A 15738-nucleotide genomic window follows, 5' to 3' on the forward strand; every position below is an offset into this window, starting at 1 on the left:
CAAGGAGCCCAAGGAGTGGAGCCCATGTCCAACCCGGAAGCAGGTCAAGGCACCTCGGTGCCCAGGGTGCTCGCCGTGATCCCCGCGCGCGGCGGCTCCAAGGGCGTGCCCGCGAAGAACCTCATGCCCGTCGGCGGCGTACCGCTGGTGTCGCGTGCCGTGCGTGAGTGCCGGGCCTCGCGGCTGGTCACGGACGTCGTCGTCTCCACCGACGACCAGGGCATCGCGGCCGCCGCCCGCCAGGCCGGCGCCGAGGTCGTGCTGCGCCCCGCCGCCATCGCCGGCGACACCGCCACCTCCGAGGCCGCCGTCCTGCACGCCATGGACGCCCACGAGGCGCTGCACGGCTCGCCGGTGGACGTGGTCCTGCTCGTGCAGTGCACCAGCCCGTTCATCATCCGCGAGGACCTCGACGGCGTCGTCAAGGCGATCGTCGCCAACGGCGCCGACACGGCCCTGACCGTCGCGCCCTTCCACGGCTTCGTATGGCGCCACGGCGACGACGAGCCGGCCGCCCTGCGCACCGAGCGCGAGGCCGCCGAGGGCGGCACCGACACCGTCACCACCCGCACCACCACCAGCGGCGGCTACGGCGTCAACCACGACAAGTCCTTCCGCCCGCGCCGCCAGGACCGCCCCCAGGACTTCCTGGAGACCGGCGCCGCCTACGCGATGGACGCCGCCGGCTTCCGCGAGCACAAGCACCGCTTCTTCGGCCGCACCGAACTCGTGCGCACCGACCCCGCCCGGGTCCTGGAGATCGACGATCCCCACGACCTGGCCCGCGCCCGCGCGCTGGCCCCGCTGTTCGACGCGGACCGGCCCGGCGCACTCCCGACCGCCGACGACATCGACGCGGTCGTACTGGACTTCGACGGCACCCAGACAGACGACAGGGTGCTGATCGATGCCGATGGAAAGGAGTTCGTCTCCGTGCACCGCGGAGACGGCCTCGGCATCGGAGCCCTGCGCAAGAGCGGGCTCAAGATGCTCATCCTCTCCACGGAGCAGAACCCGGTCGTCGCCGCCCGCGCACGGAAGCTGCAGATTCCCGTGATGCACGGCATCGACCGGAAGGACCTCGCACTCAAGCAGTGGTGCGAGGAGCAGGGCATCGCGCCTGAGCGCGTGCTCTACGTCGGCAACGACGTCAACGACCTCCCGTGCTTCGCCCTCGTGGGCTGGCCCGTGGCGGTCGCGAGCGCCCACGACGTCGTGCGCGGCGCCGCACGCGCGGTCACCACCACCCCCGGTGGCGACGGCGCAATCCGAGAGATCGCCAGCTGGATCCTCGGCCCCTCTCTCGATTCCCTCACCAAGTAAGGACATGTCTGCCATGAGCACCTACTCCCGCCTGCGCAACTTCGGTTCGCGTGAAGTCGGCCCCGGCAAGCCCGTCTACATCTGCGGCGAGATCGGCATCAACCACAACGGTGAGCTGGAGAACGCCTTCAAGCTCATCGACGTGGCCGCCGAGGCCGGCTGTGACGCCGTGAAGTTCCAGAAGCGCACGCCGGAGATCTGCACCCCGCGCGACCAGTGGGACATCGAGCGCGACACCCCCTGGGGCCGGATGACCTACATCGACTACCGCCACCGCGTGGAGTTCGGTGAGGACGAGTACCGCCAGATCGACGAGTACTGCAAGTCCAAGAACATCGACTGGTTCGCCTCCCCGTGGGACACCGAGGCCGTCGCCTTCCTGGAGAAGTTCGACATCCCGGCCCACAAGGTCGCGTCCGCGTCCCTCACGGACGACGAGCTGCTGAAGGCGCTGCGCGCCACCGGCCGCGCCGTCATCCTCTCCACCGGCATGTCGACCCCGAAGCAGATCCGCCACGCGGTCGAGGTCCTCGGCTCCGAGAACATCGTCATGTGCCACGCCACCTCGACGTACCCGGCGAAGGCCGAGGAGCTCAACCTCCGCGTGATCAACACGCTGGAGAAGGAGTTCCCGAACGTCCCGATCGGCTACTCCGGCCACGAGACGGGCCTGCAGACCACGCTGGCCGCGGTCGCCCTCGGCGCCGTCTTCGTCGAGCGTCACATCACCCTGGACCGCGCGATGTGGGGTTCGGACCAGGCCGCCTCGGTCGAGCCGCAGGGCCTGGTGCGCCTCGTCCGCGACATCCGCACCATCGAGGCCTCCCTCGGTGACGGCGTCAAGAAGGTCTACGACTCCGAGCTCGGCCCGATGAAGAAGCTGCGCCGCGTCGCCGGTGTGGTCGCCGAGGCGGAGATCGCCGCGGCGGCGGGCGAGCCCGTTTCGGTCTGACCCGGAACGCCCCGAGTTCGAACGTGCGCCGATGTCCGAGTGCCCCGACCAGGGGCGCTCGGGCTCGGCGCCCTTCGAGCTTCCCGAACACGAGCAGCGCGAGCTGCACGAGCTGAATACGAGCGCCGCATGAGCGCCTTACGACGGGACGGTCGTACGTCGATGAGCCCCCGCGCCGGGAACACCGGCCCCCACACTCTCGCCTTCGTCGAGAGCCCGGTACAGCTCCTTAATGTGCTGGAGTGGGCGCACGCCCGCCGGCATGCCGTCGGCACGGGACTCACCCTCGTCGTCCTGTCCCCGATCGACCCCATGACCCGCGGCCAGCTGCGCCGGATGGCCGAACTGGCGCGCGAGGAGGGGCACACGGTCCGCTGGGAGGAGGCGCGGGGCGGCCCGGCGGCTCCCTTCCAGACGATCGGCGGCCTGGCGGGCCTGCTGCGCCGTGCCGACCGGATCGTCCTGGGCGACCCCTTCTCCCGCTACGTACAACTCCTGCTGACCATCACCAAGGCCCGTGACATCGTCGTCGTCGACGACGGCACGGCGACCATGGAGTTCGTCGCCCAACTCGCCCGCGGCGAGCGCCTGGTCCGCTGGCACCGCAAGGGCGGCCGCCCCGGCCCCCGCGACCTGGTCTTCGCGCCGGTGTCGTCCGCGGCCCGCAAGCGTCTGACGCCGAGCGAGCGCCGCAAGGTCGAGATCTTCTCCTCCATGCCGATGGAAGAGACCCTGGCCGGCGTGACGGTCACCGCCAACACCTTCGCGTGGACCCGCGACCGCTTCGGCCCGCCGCGCATCACCAAGGGCGCGGACATGGTGGGCACGTCGCTGGTCGAAACGGGCGTGGTCGACGGCGACCGCTACCTCGAAGCCGTCCGCTCCCTGGCCAAGGCGCACGGCGCCACGCGTTACTTCGCCCACCGCCGCGAGAGCGCGGAGAAGCTGCACCGGCTGGCGGTGGAGACGGGGTTGGAGGTCGTGCGCCCTGATTTGCCGCTGGAGCTGATCGCCCGCCGCGGGCCCATCGGCCGTACGATCCTGAGCTTCCCGTCGACGGTCGTCCACACCTTGCCGCTGGCGCTGTCCGGGACCGAGGTCCGGGTGGCGGTGTGCGACATCGACCCGGCGTGGCTGACGGAGAACGCGTCGCCTCGGGCGCAGGGGTTCTTGTCGGGGGTCACGGGGACGGCGCGGGATGTGCACCGGTTGTCGGCGGTCACGGCCGTGTGATCACGGGGTGGAGGGGGCCTTCAGGGCTTCGATGAAAGGGGCGAAGGCCTCGGCCGGGAAGGTGAGGGTGCCGGCTGTCGGGTCCTTGGAGTCGCGTATGGCTATGCGTGCGGGGGAGTGCGCGATCTCTACGCAGGAGTCTCCGTCGCCAAAACTTGAGTAGGACGACTTCCGCCAGCCATCAGAAGTGGACATCACAGTTCCTTTGCCACGCGGTTGATCAAGTCTCGTGACTTGTCGGGATCGAGCGACGCGGCTTCCAGGTTACGGAAAAGCGTTCGAAGCGTGCTGAGTTGGGCTTCAGAATCGATGTAGGCCGCGCCGTTGGGGGCGTCACGCACGACAGTGTCCAGCTTGGGTACAGCGCCGCCTGCGTGCAGCATGGCGCTCGCGGCGCCGGCGAACCCCTCCAGGGTGAAGGGGATGACCCGTACGGTGACGTGTTCCGCTTCGGAGATTTCGAGGACTTCCGCCAGCTGGGCCCGCGAGGCGGCACGGTCGCCGACCATGATGCGTAGCGCCGCCTCGTGGATGAGAGCTTCGTACGATGTGCCGTCGAGAATCACCTTGCGTTGCATGCGGTGCCGGACGCGCAACTCAAGCTCCTCTTCCGGCAGCTTCGGGATCCTGTAGGCGAAGACGGCCTGGGTGTAATCCTCCGTTTGGAGCAGGCCGGGGATGTACTGGAACTGGGCCTCCCGTACGAACGTGGCGTGGTGTTCCAGCTCGGCGAGATCGAGGAACGGTGTGGGCAGCAGCCCCCGGTAGTCCTCCCACCAACCCCGCGTGCGGCCGGTCGCCATGGCCACCAGAGCGTTGATCAGCTCGTCATCTGTGCATGAGTAGTTGGCGGCAAGGCGGCGTAGTCGCTTCTCGCTCACCCCTGCAAGGCCGGACTCGATCTGGCTGATCTGCGGAGCGCTCACTCCCAGTAGTTCTGCCGCCTCCCGCGATGTGAGACTTGCCGCGTCACGGAGTCTGCGCAACTCGACCGCCAGGCGCATCTGACGTGCCGTCGGTTCGGTTCTCTTTGCCACGGACGGGTCCTCTCAACGCGCCTACAAACGCGACTCGTTCGAAGGTCAGGTTACGTGATCCGCTTGCGGGATCTAAACAGTTACCCCTACCGTCGGTGACGCGACGCACACTTTGCGGAACCCGGGGCCCCGGAAGCGCACCACTCCGTCCTGCCACGACGGCTGCGGCACTGCCACCGCCCGCCGACCGCAACCCCCCACCACCGAACCGGAGCTGACGCATGCCCGAAACCGAGTCCGAGTCCGCGCCCTGGGAGTACTCCCTCTACATCCCGAACGACCTCAGAGCCGTCACCGTCTCCCGCCGCACCCTCCGCCTGATCCTCACCATGCACGGCCTGATCACCCTCGTCGATGTCGCCGAACTGCTCGCCACGGAGCTGGTGTCCAACGCCGTACGCCACACGAAGGGCCCCGCCGCACTGCGGGTGCGCTGGGCGGCAGGCGTGCTGCGGATCGGGGCCTGGGATGCCGATCCGGAACCGCCGGAACCGCCAGGGCCGTTGGATGACCCGGCCGAGCTGGAGGACGGGCGCGGCCTCGCCCTCGTCCGGGCCTGCTCCGACCTGTGGGGATGGCAGCCGCTGTCCCGGCACGGCAACCGGGGCAAATACGTGTGGTGCGAACTGGCCAGGTAGGTCACGACTGCTTGCGGGCCAGAACGAACGCGCGGGGGCGTACCTCCCCGTCGACCGGCTCCCGCAGCACGCGGGCCTGGGCCGGCAGGTCCGCCTTGGCCAGGTGGGCGGCGACCGCCTCCGGGGTGCGCCAGTAGTAATCGAGCGCGATCTCCTGGCCGAAGCGCTCCGCGAGGTGGAGGTGCTCCTCGTCGCCGTCGGGGCTGCCGGACTGGAACCCGAGGAGTACGTGCCCGCCGGGGACCAGAACGCGGTGGAACTCGGCGAACGTGGCCGCCAGATGCTCGGTCGGGATGTGGATGACCGAGTACAGCGCGATGATCCCGCCCAACGTGTCGGCAGGGAGGTCGAGGGACGTCATCGAGCCCACATGGAACCGGAGTTCGGGATGTGCACCACGGGCCAGGGCGACCATCCGCGGCGAGAGGTCGACTCCGAAGACCGGTATGCCGAGCCCGTCGAGGTGGGCGGTGACGTATCCGGGGCCGCTGCCGAGGTCGGCGACGGGGGCCGGGACGTGCTCGCGGGCCAGTTCGGTGAAGGCGGTGATCAGGGAGCGGTCCAGTGGATGGCTGTCGGACAGCCAGTCGGGGAAGCGGTCCGTGTAGGCGAGGGCTATCGCGTCGTACGAGGCCCGTGTGGATCGGAGGAACTCCGGTTGCGCGTCAGTCACGGACGCACCCTACGAGGGGTGCAGGGTGGGAGTCCGGGGGTTCGCCGGCATGTTGCAGGGCGTTCCCGGTCAACGGGCCGCCCAGGGCTGCCGGGCGCCGCAGTCGAGGGAGCGAACGGCCGGGCTCCACGCGCCAGGGCAAGCTACTCAGTCGTAGCGTCCGAGTACTAACCAATTGATACGGGCGATCATGGTTGGTACGCTCACGCGGTTTCGTCCCCGGAGCCTCTGACCAGAGCGGCCGGGGCACATTCGCCCAGGGGGGCGACGCCTATCGGCGGTCCGACCAGCTCCCCGAAGCGTGAACAGGCACGGGGGAGCCACATTGAGCCTGCCATCAGATAGACGCACCCAGCACGTAGGTGAAGAGGGCTGCTGCGGACTGGCCGACGCGCCTCGGTGGGTGCGCGACGCAGATCTCACACGCCTGACACCGCGTGAGTCCGACGTGCTCGTCGCCTTGGGCGAGTGCCTGACGAACGCGGACATAGCCCGTCGGTGCCATGTAACGGAGCGCACGGCCAAGAAGCATGTCGCCAGTATTTTCGTCAAGCTCGACATCGCGTCGTGTGCGGAAGCGGCCGTCATAGCGGCGCTAAGGAAACGCGAACTTCGCTCGCCAAGAGTGTCCTTTCGGACACTGGTCGGTCCAGCAGGGCGATGAAAACCTCTCCTGTGTAATCAAACCGAAAGGATGAGGTACATGCCCGTAACCGATCTGGCACCGCATACCGCTGTTTACGCACAGCAGATCACCTCGCGCGCCGTCGAATCCGCCCAGTCGAAACTCGACAAGGCGCTTGTCCGTTACGACGCCTGGTTCCTGGTCGTCGTCGCGGTAATTCTTGCCCTCGGTGCCACCGTCGCTGCCGGTCTGGCCGTCTGGTGCGTGGTCAAGCAGAACAAGTCCTTCTCCGGCCGCTGGGAATTCAAGAACTTCGGCCTGAAGGTTCGCTTCGAATGCGTGTAGCGCCTGCTGCCATTTAGTCGGCTGGCATCTCTCTCGGTAGTGCCCAGTCAGCCTCTATCCATGAACGCTCAAGGTTGCCTGGGCACTCCCGTTGGGCAGACTCAGTGAAAGAGCAAGGCAGAATGACCCTGCTGGATGTGAAGAATCTCAGCTATTCCTACGACGGCACAGTGAACGTTCTCGCCGATGTTTCCCTGTCGGTCGAGGAAGGCACGATCGTCGGTCTCGTCGGCCCCAACGGGTCCGGCAAGTCCACGTTGATCAGGAACATCTTCGATCTCGTGCATCTCCAGTCGGGTTCCCTCTGTATCGGAGGACACGAGCACACCTCCGCGAAGGCGAAGTCCCTGGGCATGTATCTGTCCAGCAACGACTATCTGCCGGAATTCCTCACCGCCCGTGAGTACATCGCCCTGATGGGGACGCTGTTCGGCGTCGAACCGGACGATGCCGAGGCTCACGACCTGTTCCGCAAGTTCTCGATGGAGGGGCGGTACGACCACCTCATCGAGGACTATTCGCACGGCATGCGCAAGAAGACCCAGCTCGTCTCCGCGCTGCTCATGCGCCGTCCCCTGACGGTGATCGACGAGACCCTCAACGGGATCGATCTCGAAGCGCTCCACCTCAGTGAGAGGGAGTTCAGGCACGTCCGCGACGAGGGCCGCTCCATCCTGCTGTGCACGCATGACTTCGCCGTCCTGGAACGACTGGCCGACCGGATCGTGTTCCTCGACCTGGGGCAGGTGGTGTACGACCTGCCCACGCGAGACCTGATCGCCGAGCACGGTTCGGTGGCAGCCATGGTCTTCGACTACCTCGGATCGGACGAGCGGTGAGCGTGAGGCTGCGGCATTCAGCCGTCCTGGCGCGCATGCTCCTCGTCTTCTTCAGGCGCAGGGTGCTCAGAGTCGGTGTTCTGCGTTCGGCTTCCGTGCGGGTGTTCGCGGTCTCGGCGGCCGTCCTGCTCCTGGGTGTCATGTGCGTCTCCGCCTATCTGTTCCTCAGGCCGGTGGGCCGAGACAGCGCTGTCTGGCGCCTGTTGTTCGACACCTCGACGGTCTCCCTCGTCCTGTGGGTGCAGATCGCATTCCTTCTCGTGAAAGTCCTCTTCATCAACGCCGAGGGAATGCTCCAGCTGAGCTATCAGCTGCCGGTCACCAACCGGGAACGCTCGGCGGCGTTCTTGATGTACGAGGCCGCGATGACAGGAGTCGTGGCCGGCGTCGGGCTCATCTCCCTCGCGGTCAGCGCGTTGCTGGTGCTCGGTCCGTCCGCCCTTCCCTTCATCACCGCATCGGTGATCCTGCCTGTCGCGCTGACGTACCTGACTCTGAGCGTCCTCTACCAGTTGCTGACACGGTTGTGGGCCCTGGTGGGACTCAGGCGTATCTCGAGCGTCCTGTCCGTCCTGGCCCTGTTCGCGTTGCTCGCGGTCTACTCCGTCCAGATGAAGACGTTCTTCGGGGCCCTGAGCACTGCCTATCTCACCAAGCGGCCCCACCACGTGTGGGTCACGTCCGTCTCATGGGCCTGGCACCGCTACGGGGCCCTGCCGACGTTCGCCGTATCGGTGCTCCTCACGGCAGTGCTCATGGCTATCGCCCTCGCGCTCGCCCCGAATCAGCACGTGCGACAGTCCCGCTACCTGACCCTGTGGGCGAGCAGATCGCCGAACCGCCTTCTGAGTCCGTACGACTGGTGTCTGCTGCGCAGTTCGCAGACCGTGGCAGGTGCGGTGATGGCCGTCGCCTTGTTCGGCTACCTGCTGCTTCGGCCCTCGGTGAGTCCGCTGTGGGGCCTCACGGTCCTGTCTCTCGGCGGCCTTTATCAGTTCACCGCCACCCAGCCCCTGCGGTTGCTGCCCGGCGCCGGCGAATCCGCCTGGCGTGTCTACGGACGCCTGCTCAAGGCGCAAGTCGTCCTGCTCGCTGTGTTCGCCGTGCCCGGACTGGGAGTGCTCTGCTTCGTCGCTCCCGACCTTGTAGCCCAGAGCGGAGAGGCGCTTTTGGGATGCCTGGGTGGGGCGGTCTTGACCACATGCATCAGCATCGTCTTTCCGGCGGAGAAGGACAATCCATTCTCCGTGTTCCTAGGCCTTTCCGTTGTGGCTGTGATTCTCGCCCTTTCGGCGATCGGCCTGGGCATGCTCAGCCTTCCGCCGTGGGCAGTGATGGGATGCTTGGTCGGCGCTACCGGTCTCTTCGTCTGGTACGCGGTAGAAGGAATCCAAGCAAGCGAGTCGAGGAGAAGAAATGAACAAGGCACTGTCGGTCGTGAAGCCCGTCGTCGTAGCCGCCCTGCTCACGCTGGTGACCGCGGTGGCCGCGCTGTTCATCCTGATGTTCTCAACGGACGGTGACAAGGAGATCCGCCGAGAGACCCTTTTCGGGTCATTGTTCTTCGAGACGCAGGAAAAGGCCGGCGGAGTACTCGGCGTTGAAGCGGGCGTAGCGAATCCGACAGCGCTGATCGTCCTCTTCTTCGTTTTCTCCGTCGTCCTGATATTCACCCAGTTCATCTACCGGGGGCTGAAGAACCGTCGTGAGTACCTCATCAAGGAGATGTCCCGAAGCTAGACCGAGGGTCTACAGCCGCAATGACCTGAGAATACGTACGGTCGCCGCAGCAGTAGTCACCCAGGTGTGGCCCCTTCTGGCATTCCTTGGCTTTCTTCTCGCCGCGGGACTTGCCTGGTTCGCACGCTCAGGCGACGAGGTGCCCGCCGAAATTGCTTGGGGGTTCTGCAAGACGGCAACACTCGGTCTGGTGGCGTCGTTCGTGCTGCATGAGTCGGCCCACGCCATCGCGCTCAAGCGCCTTCAGACCATCACGCACATCGCGGTCGATCGTAGTGCGTGGCGTACGTCGGTCGTCCCCATCGGGGCCATGACGGCACGCCAGATGGCCGGTGTGGCCCTTGTCGGGCCGTTGTCGTGTGCGGGCGTCGGCGCGTTGCTCTGGCTCTCCGGCCTGGACCGGCCCTTGGCCTGGTGGCACCTCGCGCATGTGGTTTTCCTCCTGCCGTTCTTCGGCGACGGCAGAGCCCTTTGCACCGCACTCCGGACGGCGAAGGGGACGGCCCCCACGAAAAGCTTGTCGGATTGAGCGGTGGAAGGGGTGTGCCGGAAACGCCGCAGTCGTACCGGGTTTCCGGTTCCCGCCCAGGGTCCCGTCGGCAGCCGGCGGCGGCCGCGGAACGGTGTGCTTCCGTCCAGGTGCGTTCAGGACGCCGCGGTGGCCATCCCGCCTCCGCCGGTGGCGATGCCGCCGCTCGGCTCGGACGTGGTGAAGGGGGGCGTGTCCTGCTCCCGGCACGTCGTCCCGGCCGGCGGGAGGACGCCGTCGATGAGGTAGCGGCTTTCGTGGGCCTGGATGCAGCTGCTGGGATTGAGCAGCGCGGTGTGCCCGACCCCGGTGAGGGTGAGCAGGCGGGCGTCCGCCAGTTCCCGGGCCATGGCTCGCGCGGCAGAGTCGGGGGTGGAGGGGTCGTAGGCGTTGCCGATGACCAGAAGGGGATGCGCGGTCGGTGTGTTCCACGGGCCGCGGTAGTGGTCGGGGGAGAGCGGCCAGTAGGTACAGCCCGCGGTGGCCCAGGTCCAGTGGCGTCCCGCTTCTCCCGCACGGGCGGCCGCGGCCTGCTCCAGGGCCTCGAAGGCACCGGGATCACGCGGATTCGGGCTGTCGCCGCAGAGCACAGAGGTCGCCTGCTCCTCGCCCAGGTACGGATTCGGATTCGGGACCGCCGGCGGGGGCGGGAGCGGGGACGGCTCGGGAACGCGCCCCTGCCACAGTTCCTGCAACCTGCCCGCGAGATCCGTCCACCCGGGGTGGACGACGTAGAGGCCGTTCATAATGCTGTCGACCGTGGCCGCATAGGTCCACGTGCCCACGGGATGCTTCCGCAGCCGCTGCATCAGTTGGTGGTACTTGGCCCGGGTCGCCTCGGAGCTGCCGGCGGAGAACGCGCAGCGGGCGGTGGTCGCGGCCCCGCACAGGCTGAGGAACTTGTCCAGGGTCGCCGCCCCGCTGCGGTCCGAGCCCAGGCGGTGGAAACTCGGGAGGCGGGGGTCGTCGTCGGAACCGTGGTTCGTCCACGCCTGCGGGTCCCAGTTGCCGTCGAGGACCATGGCGCGGACCTTGTCGGGGAACAGGTTGGCGTACGTGGCGGCCAGTATCGTGCCGTAGGAGATCCCCAGGTACGTGAGCTGCGCGTCACCCACGGCCTGGCGGAGCCGGTCGAGGTCGCGGGCGGTGTCGGAGGTCGACACGTGCCGCATCAGATCGGGGTCACGCTTCTCGCAACGCCTGGCCAGGTCCCTGTACGCGGCGAAAGTGGCCGTCCGTTCCTTCGCGCCGACGGGGAACCCGGCCGGTTTGCTCGCGTTCCACTCGGCGGCTTCCTCAGGACTCGCGAAGCAGTTCATGGCGGTGCTGTTGCCGATACCGCGGGGGTCCCAGCTGACGATGTCGAACCGCTCCCGCACCTCGCGCGGGAAGCTCTCGTAGTTCTGTGGCATCTGCACGGATCCAGGGCCGCCGGGGCCTCCGGGGTTGAAGAAGAGGGTGCCGATGCGCCGACCGGGGTCGGTCGCCGCACGTCTGACGACCGCCAGTTCGATCGTGCGGCCACCTGGCTTGCTGTAGTCCAGGGGCACCTTCACGGTCGCGCAGTCGAACTCGCTCCCGGGAACGCACCGGCTCCAGTCGATCCGTGTGACGGGCGCGGAAGGCGTGGGTGCGCCGCCTGCCCAGGCGGGGTTCGGCCCGCTGAGCACCGTCGAGCCCGCTACGAGGGCCGCGATGGCCGCGGTACGGCGTCGTCCGCTCGCCGTGAGCCCACCTATTCGAGGCATAGACACACTCCGTCCTACTCAGTTGGTCGGCTGAGTGCCCGGAGGCGGGAACGCCCTGCTCCACGGACACATCCGTGTCCACGACATCGCGGGACGACAGCGCGAGCGAGACAACCGCAGCCGAACGGGCGAGCCGGCTGCCGCGGCCGTAGCCGAACGGGCGAGCCGGCTGCCGCGGCCGTAGCCGAACGGGCGAGCCGGCTGCCGCGGCCGTAGCCGAACGGGCGAGCCGGTTGTCGCGGACGTCCGCCGGAACGAACTGCGTGACACGCGCCGGACCCCGCCCACCTGGTCGGTGAGGAACTCGCCGACATCATCAGCGCGTTGGGATTCGCGCGCGACAAGCCATGCAGCCCCGGTCCCGTGCCAGCTCTGGTCGCAGTGGCACGCTGGAGCGCCATGAGACACATGACGGCCGATGCACGCGACACCCTGGTCACAGCTCAGGAGGTCGCCAGGCTCCGAGATGCCGTGCAGCTCGAAGTGCGAAATATCGCGCTGGCCGTGCTGATCCTCCACGCCCTCCGCACGTCGGAAGAAGAGGACGGCTCAGGCGTGCCGTCGCACTCCCCGGAGCAGCTGCCGATGGCCGATGAGGTGCGGGAGATCATGACTTCCGGAGAAGGTGACCTCCGGAAACTTGACCTCGTCGCACTGGCGCGGCGGGAGGAAACCGGACTCTCCGATTACCTGGGTCCTGTGTGGCGGGCGATAGAGGGTCGCTGACCTCCCCGTTGTTCACGAATATCCGCCCCGTCGCCCGCGGCCGCCCTCGCCGGTACCGCCGTACGGGCAGGCCGTGACGATCTCCCGGGAGGCCGGTGCAACGCCGACGCCGGGCTCCGACAGATGAACAGAACCGACGGGACGCGGCTGAACGTGGTATCCGTGAGGGAGGGAGATCCTCACTCTCCGTCGATTTCATGATCGACTCGACGGAGTTGGGCGAGTTTACCCACCTAAATCGATACCTACGCGTCGGGCGGCCAGATTTTCTTCCCCAAACGGGTTGAACTTTTGTTGATCGAGGGTCAGTTGGCCACCTCGGCGTCCTACCCTTCAGAGGGTGAACCAACAGATGTCCCCAGAGTCCGAGGCCGATCACCCAGGGGAAGCCGCCCTCCCCGGCACCTTGCCGGAGGCGCTCCGTGCCGAACTCATCGAGTTCCGGCGCGACTTGCACATGCACCCGGAGCTCGGCAACCAGGAGTTCCGTACGACCGCCGCGATCAAGGGCCGCCTGGAGAAGGCCGGCCTGAGGCCCCGCGTACTCGACTCCGGAACCGGGCTCGTCTGTGACATCGGGGAGTGGGACGGCGAGCGCCCCATGCTGGCTTTGCGCGCCGACATCGACGGCCTGCCCATCCCGGACACGAAGAGTGAGTGCTCGTATCGCTCGACCGTGCCGGACCGGGCGCACGCCTGCGGGCACGACGTGCACACCACCGTGGTGCTGGGTACCGGCCTGGTCCTGGCCGAGCTGCACCGGCGCGGGCAGCTGCCCCGCCCCGTCCGCCTCCTCTTCCAGCCCGCCGAGGAGGTCCTCCCCGGCGGCGCCCTCGACGCCATCAAGTGCGGGGTGCTCGAAGGGGTCGGCCGGTTCCTCGCCCTGCACTGCGACCCCAAGGTGGACGCCGGGAAGCTGGGTCTGCGGGTGGGTCCCATCACCTCCGCGTGCGACCGGCTGGAAATCGCCCTGGACGGGCCCGGCGGGCACACGGCCCGCCCCCATCTGACGACCGACCTCGTCACCGCCGCCGCCCGGGTCGTCACCGACGTGCCCGCTGTCGTCACCCGGCGCACGGACGCCCGCAGCGGCCTGTCCGTGACCTGGGGCCGGATCGAGTCCGGCCACGCGCCCAACGTCATCCCGCAGCACGCCGAGCTCTCCGGGACCGTGCGCTGCCTGGACCTCGACACCTGGCGGCAGGCGCCCGATCTCGTCGTCGCCGCCATCGACGAGGTCGCCAATCTGCACCGCGCCAAGTCGGAGATCAACTACGTCCGCGGCGTCCCGCCCGTCGTCAACGACGAGGACTCGACCGAGCTGCTGCGCGCCGCCATGACCGCCCGCCGTGGCGCCGACTCCGTCGAGAGCACCGAGCAGAGCCTCGGCGGGGAGGACTTCTCCTGGTACCTGGAGCACGTTCCCGGCGCCATGGCCCGGCTGGGGGTCCGTGTCCCCGGTGACCGGATCGGGCGCGACCTGCACCAAGGCGACTTCGACGTGGACGAGTCCGCCATCAAGGTGGGCGTGGAGCTGTTCACGGCGGCAGCACTGCTCGACGCCGCGGGTTAGGCGTGACCCAGTCGCCGTAACCCTTCGCGGGGTGGCGTGCACGGCGTTGGTCACGACCCGCCGCGTTCGCCGCCGTGGGTCAAGCGGGGCCGGTCGCCGTTGGGGCTTGCAGCCGAATAGCGGCTACGGGCCTGGGCCTGTCGTGGCTGGTCGCGCCGGCGTGGCGGAGCGGCATCTCGGCACAGCCCGTGCCCTTTTGTGGCGTTGCCGTGCTCGGCGCTTTGCCCGACCCGCCGCGCTCTACGCCGTGGGTCAAGCGGGGGCCGGTCGCCGTAGAGGCTTGCAGCCGGATGGCGGCCGCGGGTCCGTCGTCGTGGCTGGTCGCGCTCGCGTGGCGGACCCGCATGTCGACACAGCCCCGCGCCCCTTTGTGGCGCGGCCGTGCGCGGCGTTGCACCCTACGCTCCGCTCCGCTTGCGGGCCGCGCCGAGCGGGGGGAGTCTTTCCCCATGGCGGGCGGTCCTGAGCGCCATCGTGGCGAAGGCACCACCGGTGCTGTCGCCCTATGCGTGCCTTTCGATCCGGTGGTTCACAAGGACGTAACCGGCCATCGGCACGAATGGATAACGGCCGGGCGAAACCCCGTTCCCAGGAGTGTCTACGCGCGTTAATGTGCGCCGAACTCAGCACCCACTGCGGGGCTTGGAGAATGGGGACTTCACGATGCGTCGGACATCCAAACTGACCCGTGTCGCGGTGGGGGTCGCGTCGATCGCGCTCGCTGCCACGGCGTGCGGTGGTACCAGCAGCGACAGCGGCGGCGACAGTGACGGCAGCGGCGACACCAAGGGTCTCGCCATCGCGTACGACATCGGCGGCAAGGGCGACCAGTCCTTCAACGACGCCGCGTACGCCGGTCTGCAGAAGGCCCAGAAGGAGTTCAAGTACAAGACGGCCGACATCGAGCCCACCGAGGGCGAGACGGACGCCGACAAGGAGCAGCGCCTGGCCTCCCTGGCCAAGCAGGGCTACAACCCGGTGATCGGCGTCGGCTTCGCCTACGGCCCCGCGATGGAGGCCGTGGCCAAGAAGTACCCGGACACCACCTTCGGCATCGTCGACTCGGTGGTCGAGGGCGACAACGTCACCTCGCTCGTGTTCGCCGAGGAGCAGGCCTCCTACCTGGCGGGCGTCGCCGCCGCCAAGGCCACCAAGACGAACACGGTCGGCTTCATCGGCGGTGTGGACATCCCGCTGATCCACAAGTTCGAGGCCGGCTACAAGCAGGGCGTCCAGGACACCAGCGGCGGCAAGGTCAAGGTCCTCTCGCAGTACCTGACGCAGACCGCGGAGGAGGGCGGCTTCTCCAGCCCCGACAAGGGCAAGGCCGCCGCCGAGGGCCAGATCGAGAAGAACGCCGACGTCCTCTACCAGGCGGCGGGTCTGTCCGGTCAGGGCGTCATCGAGGCTGCCGCGAAGGCCAAGGTCTGGGCGATCGGCGTCGACTCCGACCAGTTCGAGCAGGCCGCCCTGGCTTCGTACAAGGGCTACATCCTGACCTCCGCGCTCAAGGACGTCGGCGGCGCGGTCTACGCGCTGGCCAAGTCCGTCGAGGACGGCAAGCCGCTGACCGGCACCCAGACCTTCGACCTGAAGGTCAACGGCGTCGGCCTGTCCGAGTCCAACCCGGAGTTCGCGAAGATCCCGGGTCTCACGGAGGCCGTGGCGAAGGCCAAGGAAGGCATCATCGACGGCTCGATCAAGGTCAAGACCGAGTAGTCACGGTCGACGACGACGCTGTACGACGCTCTACAACG

General features: G+C 68.0%; 17 protein-coding genes. 13 read left to right on the forward strand and 4 right to left on the reverse strand.

The window, feature by feature from the left end:
* The first annotated feature begins 24 nt into the window (after positions 1–24).
* The 3 genes from ACZ7L5_RS39290 (at position 25) to ACZ7L5_RS39300 (ending at position 3508) form a co-directional block, all read left to right on the forward strand.
* A complete protein-coding gene (locus ACZ7L5_RS39290) occupies positions 25–1323 on the forward strand; it encodes a cytidylyltransferase domain-containing protein (protein WP_471523200.1) in 1299 nt (432 codons plus the stop codon).
* 13 nt (positions 1324–1336) lie between these two features.
* A complete protein-coding gene (locus ACZ7L5_RS39295; protein ID WP_471523202.1) occupies positions 1337–2275 on the forward strand; it encodes an N-acetylneuraminate synthase family protein in 939 nt (312 codons plus the stop codon).
* A gap of 162 nt (positions 2276–2437) precedes the next feature.
* Positions 2438–3508: a hypothetical protein gene (locus ACZ7L5_RS39300; protein ID WP_471523301.1), complete on the forward strand. Its 1071-nt coding sequence runs from the start codon at positions 2438–2440 to the stop codon at positions 3506–3508.
* Here ACZ7L5_RS39300 and ACZ7L5_RS39305 read toward each other — a convergent pair whose 3' ends face one another.
* Positions 3509–3703 carry a DUF397 domain-containing protein gene (locus tag ACZ7L5_RS39305; protein ID WP_471523204.1) on the reverse strand — a complete coding sequence of 65 codons (195 nt, stop codon included), beginning with the start codon at positions 3701–3703 and terminating at the stop codon, positions 3509–3511. It lies immediately after the preceding gene.
* Positions 3703–4545: a helix-turn-helix domain-containing protein gene (locus tag ACZ7L5_RS39310; protein WP_471523206.1), complete on the reverse strand. Its 843-nt coding sequence runs from the start codon at positions 4543–4545 to the stop codon at positions 3703–3705. Before ACZ7L5_RS39310 ends, ACZ7L5_RS39305 begins: the two co-directional genes overlap by 1 nt.
* Positions 4546–4766: 221 nt before the next feature.
* Between ACZ7L5_RS39310 and ACZ7L5_RS39315 the strand changes: the two genes are divergently transcribed.
* Positions 4767–5183, forward strand: a complete 417-nt coding sequence (locus tag ACZ7L5_RS39315) for an ATP-binding protein (RefSeq protein WP_471523208.1) — start codon at positions 4767–4769, stop codon at positions 5181–5183.
* Between the two features lies 1 nt (position 5184).
* Here the strand turns inward: ACZ7L5_RS39315 and ACZ7L5_RS39320 are convergent, their stop codons facing one another.
* On the reverse strand, positions 5185–5856 hold the full coding sequence (locus tag ACZ7L5_RS39320) for a class I SAM-dependent methyltransferase (protein WP_471523210.1): 672 nt from the start codon (positions 5854–5856) through the stop codon (positions 5185–5187).
* A 403-nt stretch (positions 5857–6259) separates the two neighbouring features.
* On the opposite strand from ACZ7L5_RS39320, the gene ACZ7L5_RS39325 reads away from it, so the two are divergent.
* The 6 genes from ACZ7L5_RS39325 (at position 6260) to ACZ7L5_RS39350 (ending at position 9934) form a co-directional block, all read left to right on the forward strand.
* Positions 6260–6520, forward strand: coding sequence for a helix-turn-helix domain-containing protein (locus ACZ7L5_RS39325; RefSeq protein WP_471523212.1), 261 nt, complete (start codon positions 6260–6262; stop codon positions 6518–6520).
* Positions 6521–6559: 39 nt separating this feature from the next.
* Entirely contained in the window at positions 6560–6826 is a 267-nt protein-coding gene (locus ACZ7L5_RS39330) for a hypothetical protein (protein ID WP_471523214.1), read from the forward strand.
* A 122-nt stretch (positions 6827–6948) separates the two neighbouring features.
* Complete coding sequence (locus tag ACZ7L5_RS39335) at positions 6949–7665, forward strand: ABC transporter ATP-binding protein (RefSeq protein ID WP_471523216.1); 717 nt, start codon at positions 6949–6951, stop codon at positions 7663–7665.
* Between the two features lie 35 nt (positions 7666–7700).
* Positions 7701–9188, forward strand: a complete 1488-nt coding sequence (locus tag ACZ7L5_RS39340) for a hypothetical protein (protein WP_471523218.1) — start codon at positions 7701–7703, stop codon at positions 9186–9188.
* The gene (locus ACZ7L5_RS39345; protein ID WP_471523220.1) at positions 9148–9405 is read left to right on the forward strand and encodes a hypothetical protein; all 258 of its coding nucleotides are present in this window, start codon (positions 9148–9150) and stop codon (positions 9403–9405) included. The genes ACZ7L5_RS39340 and ACZ7L5_RS39345 overlap by 41 nt, the downstream gene beginning before the upstream one ends.
* 190 nt (positions 9406–9595) lie before the next feature.
* Positions 9596–9934, forward strand: coding sequence for a hypothetical protein (locus ACZ7L5_RS39350; protein WP_471523222.1), 339 nt, complete (start codon positions 9596–9598; stop codon positions 9932–9934).
* Between the two features lie 116 nt (positions 9935–10050).
* Here the strand turns inward: ACZ7L5_RS39350 and ACZ7L5_RS39355 are convergent, their stop codons facing one another.
* Positions 10051–11682, reverse strand: coding sequence for an alpha/beta hydrolase (locus ACZ7L5_RS39355; RefSeq protein ID WP_471523224.1), 1632 nt, complete (start codon positions 11680–11682; stop codon positions 10051–10053).
* A gap of 408 nt (positions 11683–12090) precedes the next feature.
* Between ACZ7L5_RS39355 and ACZ7L5_RS39360 the strand changes: the two genes are divergently transcribed.
* The 3 genes from ACZ7L5_RS39360 (at position 12091) to ACZ7L5_RS39370 (ending at position 15700) form a co-directional block, all read left to right on the forward strand.
* Positions 12091–12408, forward strand: a complete 318-nt coding sequence (locus tag ACZ7L5_RS39360) for a hypothetical protein (protein ID WP_471523226.1) — start codon at positions 12091–12093, stop codon at positions 12406–12408.
* Positions 12409–12760: 352 nt separating this feature from the next.
* Positions 12761–13981 (forward strand): M20 family metallopeptidase, encoded by a 1221-nt coding sequence (locus ACZ7L5_RS39365; protein ID WP_471523228.1) that lies wholly within the window; start codon positions 12761–12763, stop codon positions 13979–13981.
* A gap of 663 nt (positions 13982–14644) precedes the next feature.
* Positions 14645–15700, forward strand: a complete 1056-nt coding sequence (locus tag ACZ7L5_RS39370) for a BMP family lipoprotein (protein ID WP_363042511.1) — start codon at positions 14645–14647, stop codon at positions 15698–15700.
* Positions 15701–15738 lie beyond the last annotated feature (38 nt).

Source organism: Streptomyces sp. NPDC107528, from assembly GCF_055639295.1.

Coding starts and splice junctions, on each gene's coding strand:
- ACZ7L5_RS39290 (WP_471523200.1), top strand. CDS start 25: ATGTCCAACCCGGAAGCAGGTCAAGGCACCTCGGTGCCCAGGGTGCTC.
- ACZ7L5_RS39295 (WP_471523202.1), top strand. CDS start 1,337: ATGAGCACCTACTCCCGCCTGCGCAACTTCGGTTCGCGTGAAGTCGGC.
- ACZ7L5_RS39300 (WP_471523301.1), top strand. CDS start 2,438: ATGAGCCCCCGCGCCGGGAACACCGGCCCCCACACTCTCGCCTTCGTC.
- ACZ7L5_RS39305 (WP_471523204.1), bottom strand. CDS start 3,703: ATGTCCACTTCTGATGGCTGGCGGAAGTCGTCCTACTCAAGTTTTGGC.
- ACZ7L5_RS39315 (WP_471523208.1), top strand. CDS start 4,767: ATGCCCGAAACCGAGTCCGAGTCCGCGCCCTGGGAGTACTCCCTCTAC.
- ACZ7L5_RS39330 (WP_471523214.1), top strand. CDS start 6,560: ATGCCCGTAACCGATCTGGCACCGCATACCGCTGTTTACGCACAGCAG.
- ACZ7L5_RS39335 (WP_471523216.1), top strand. CDS start 6,949: ATGACCCTGCTGGATGTGAAGAATCTCAGCTATTCCTACGACGGCACA.
- ACZ7L5_RS39340 (WP_471523218.1), top strand. CDS start 7,701: ATGCTCCTCGTCTTCTTCAGGCGCAGGGTGCTCAGAGTCGGTGTTCTG.
- ACZ7L5_RS39355 (WP_471523224.1), bottom strand. CDS start 11,682: ATGCCTCGAATAGGTGGGCTCACGGCGAGCGGACGACGCCGTACCGCG.
- ACZ7L5_RS39360 (WP_471523226.1), top strand. CDS start 12,091: ATGACGGCCGATGCACGCGACACCCTGGTCACAGCTCAGGAGGTCGCC.
- ACZ7L5_RS39365 (WP_471523228.1), top strand. CDS start 12,761: ATGTCCCCAGAGTCCGAGGCCGATCACCCAGGGGAAGCCGCCCTCCCC.
- ACZ7L5_RS39370 (WP_363042511.1), top strand. CDS start 14,645: ATGCGTCGGACATCCAAACTGACCCGTGTCGCGGTGGGGGTCGCGTCG.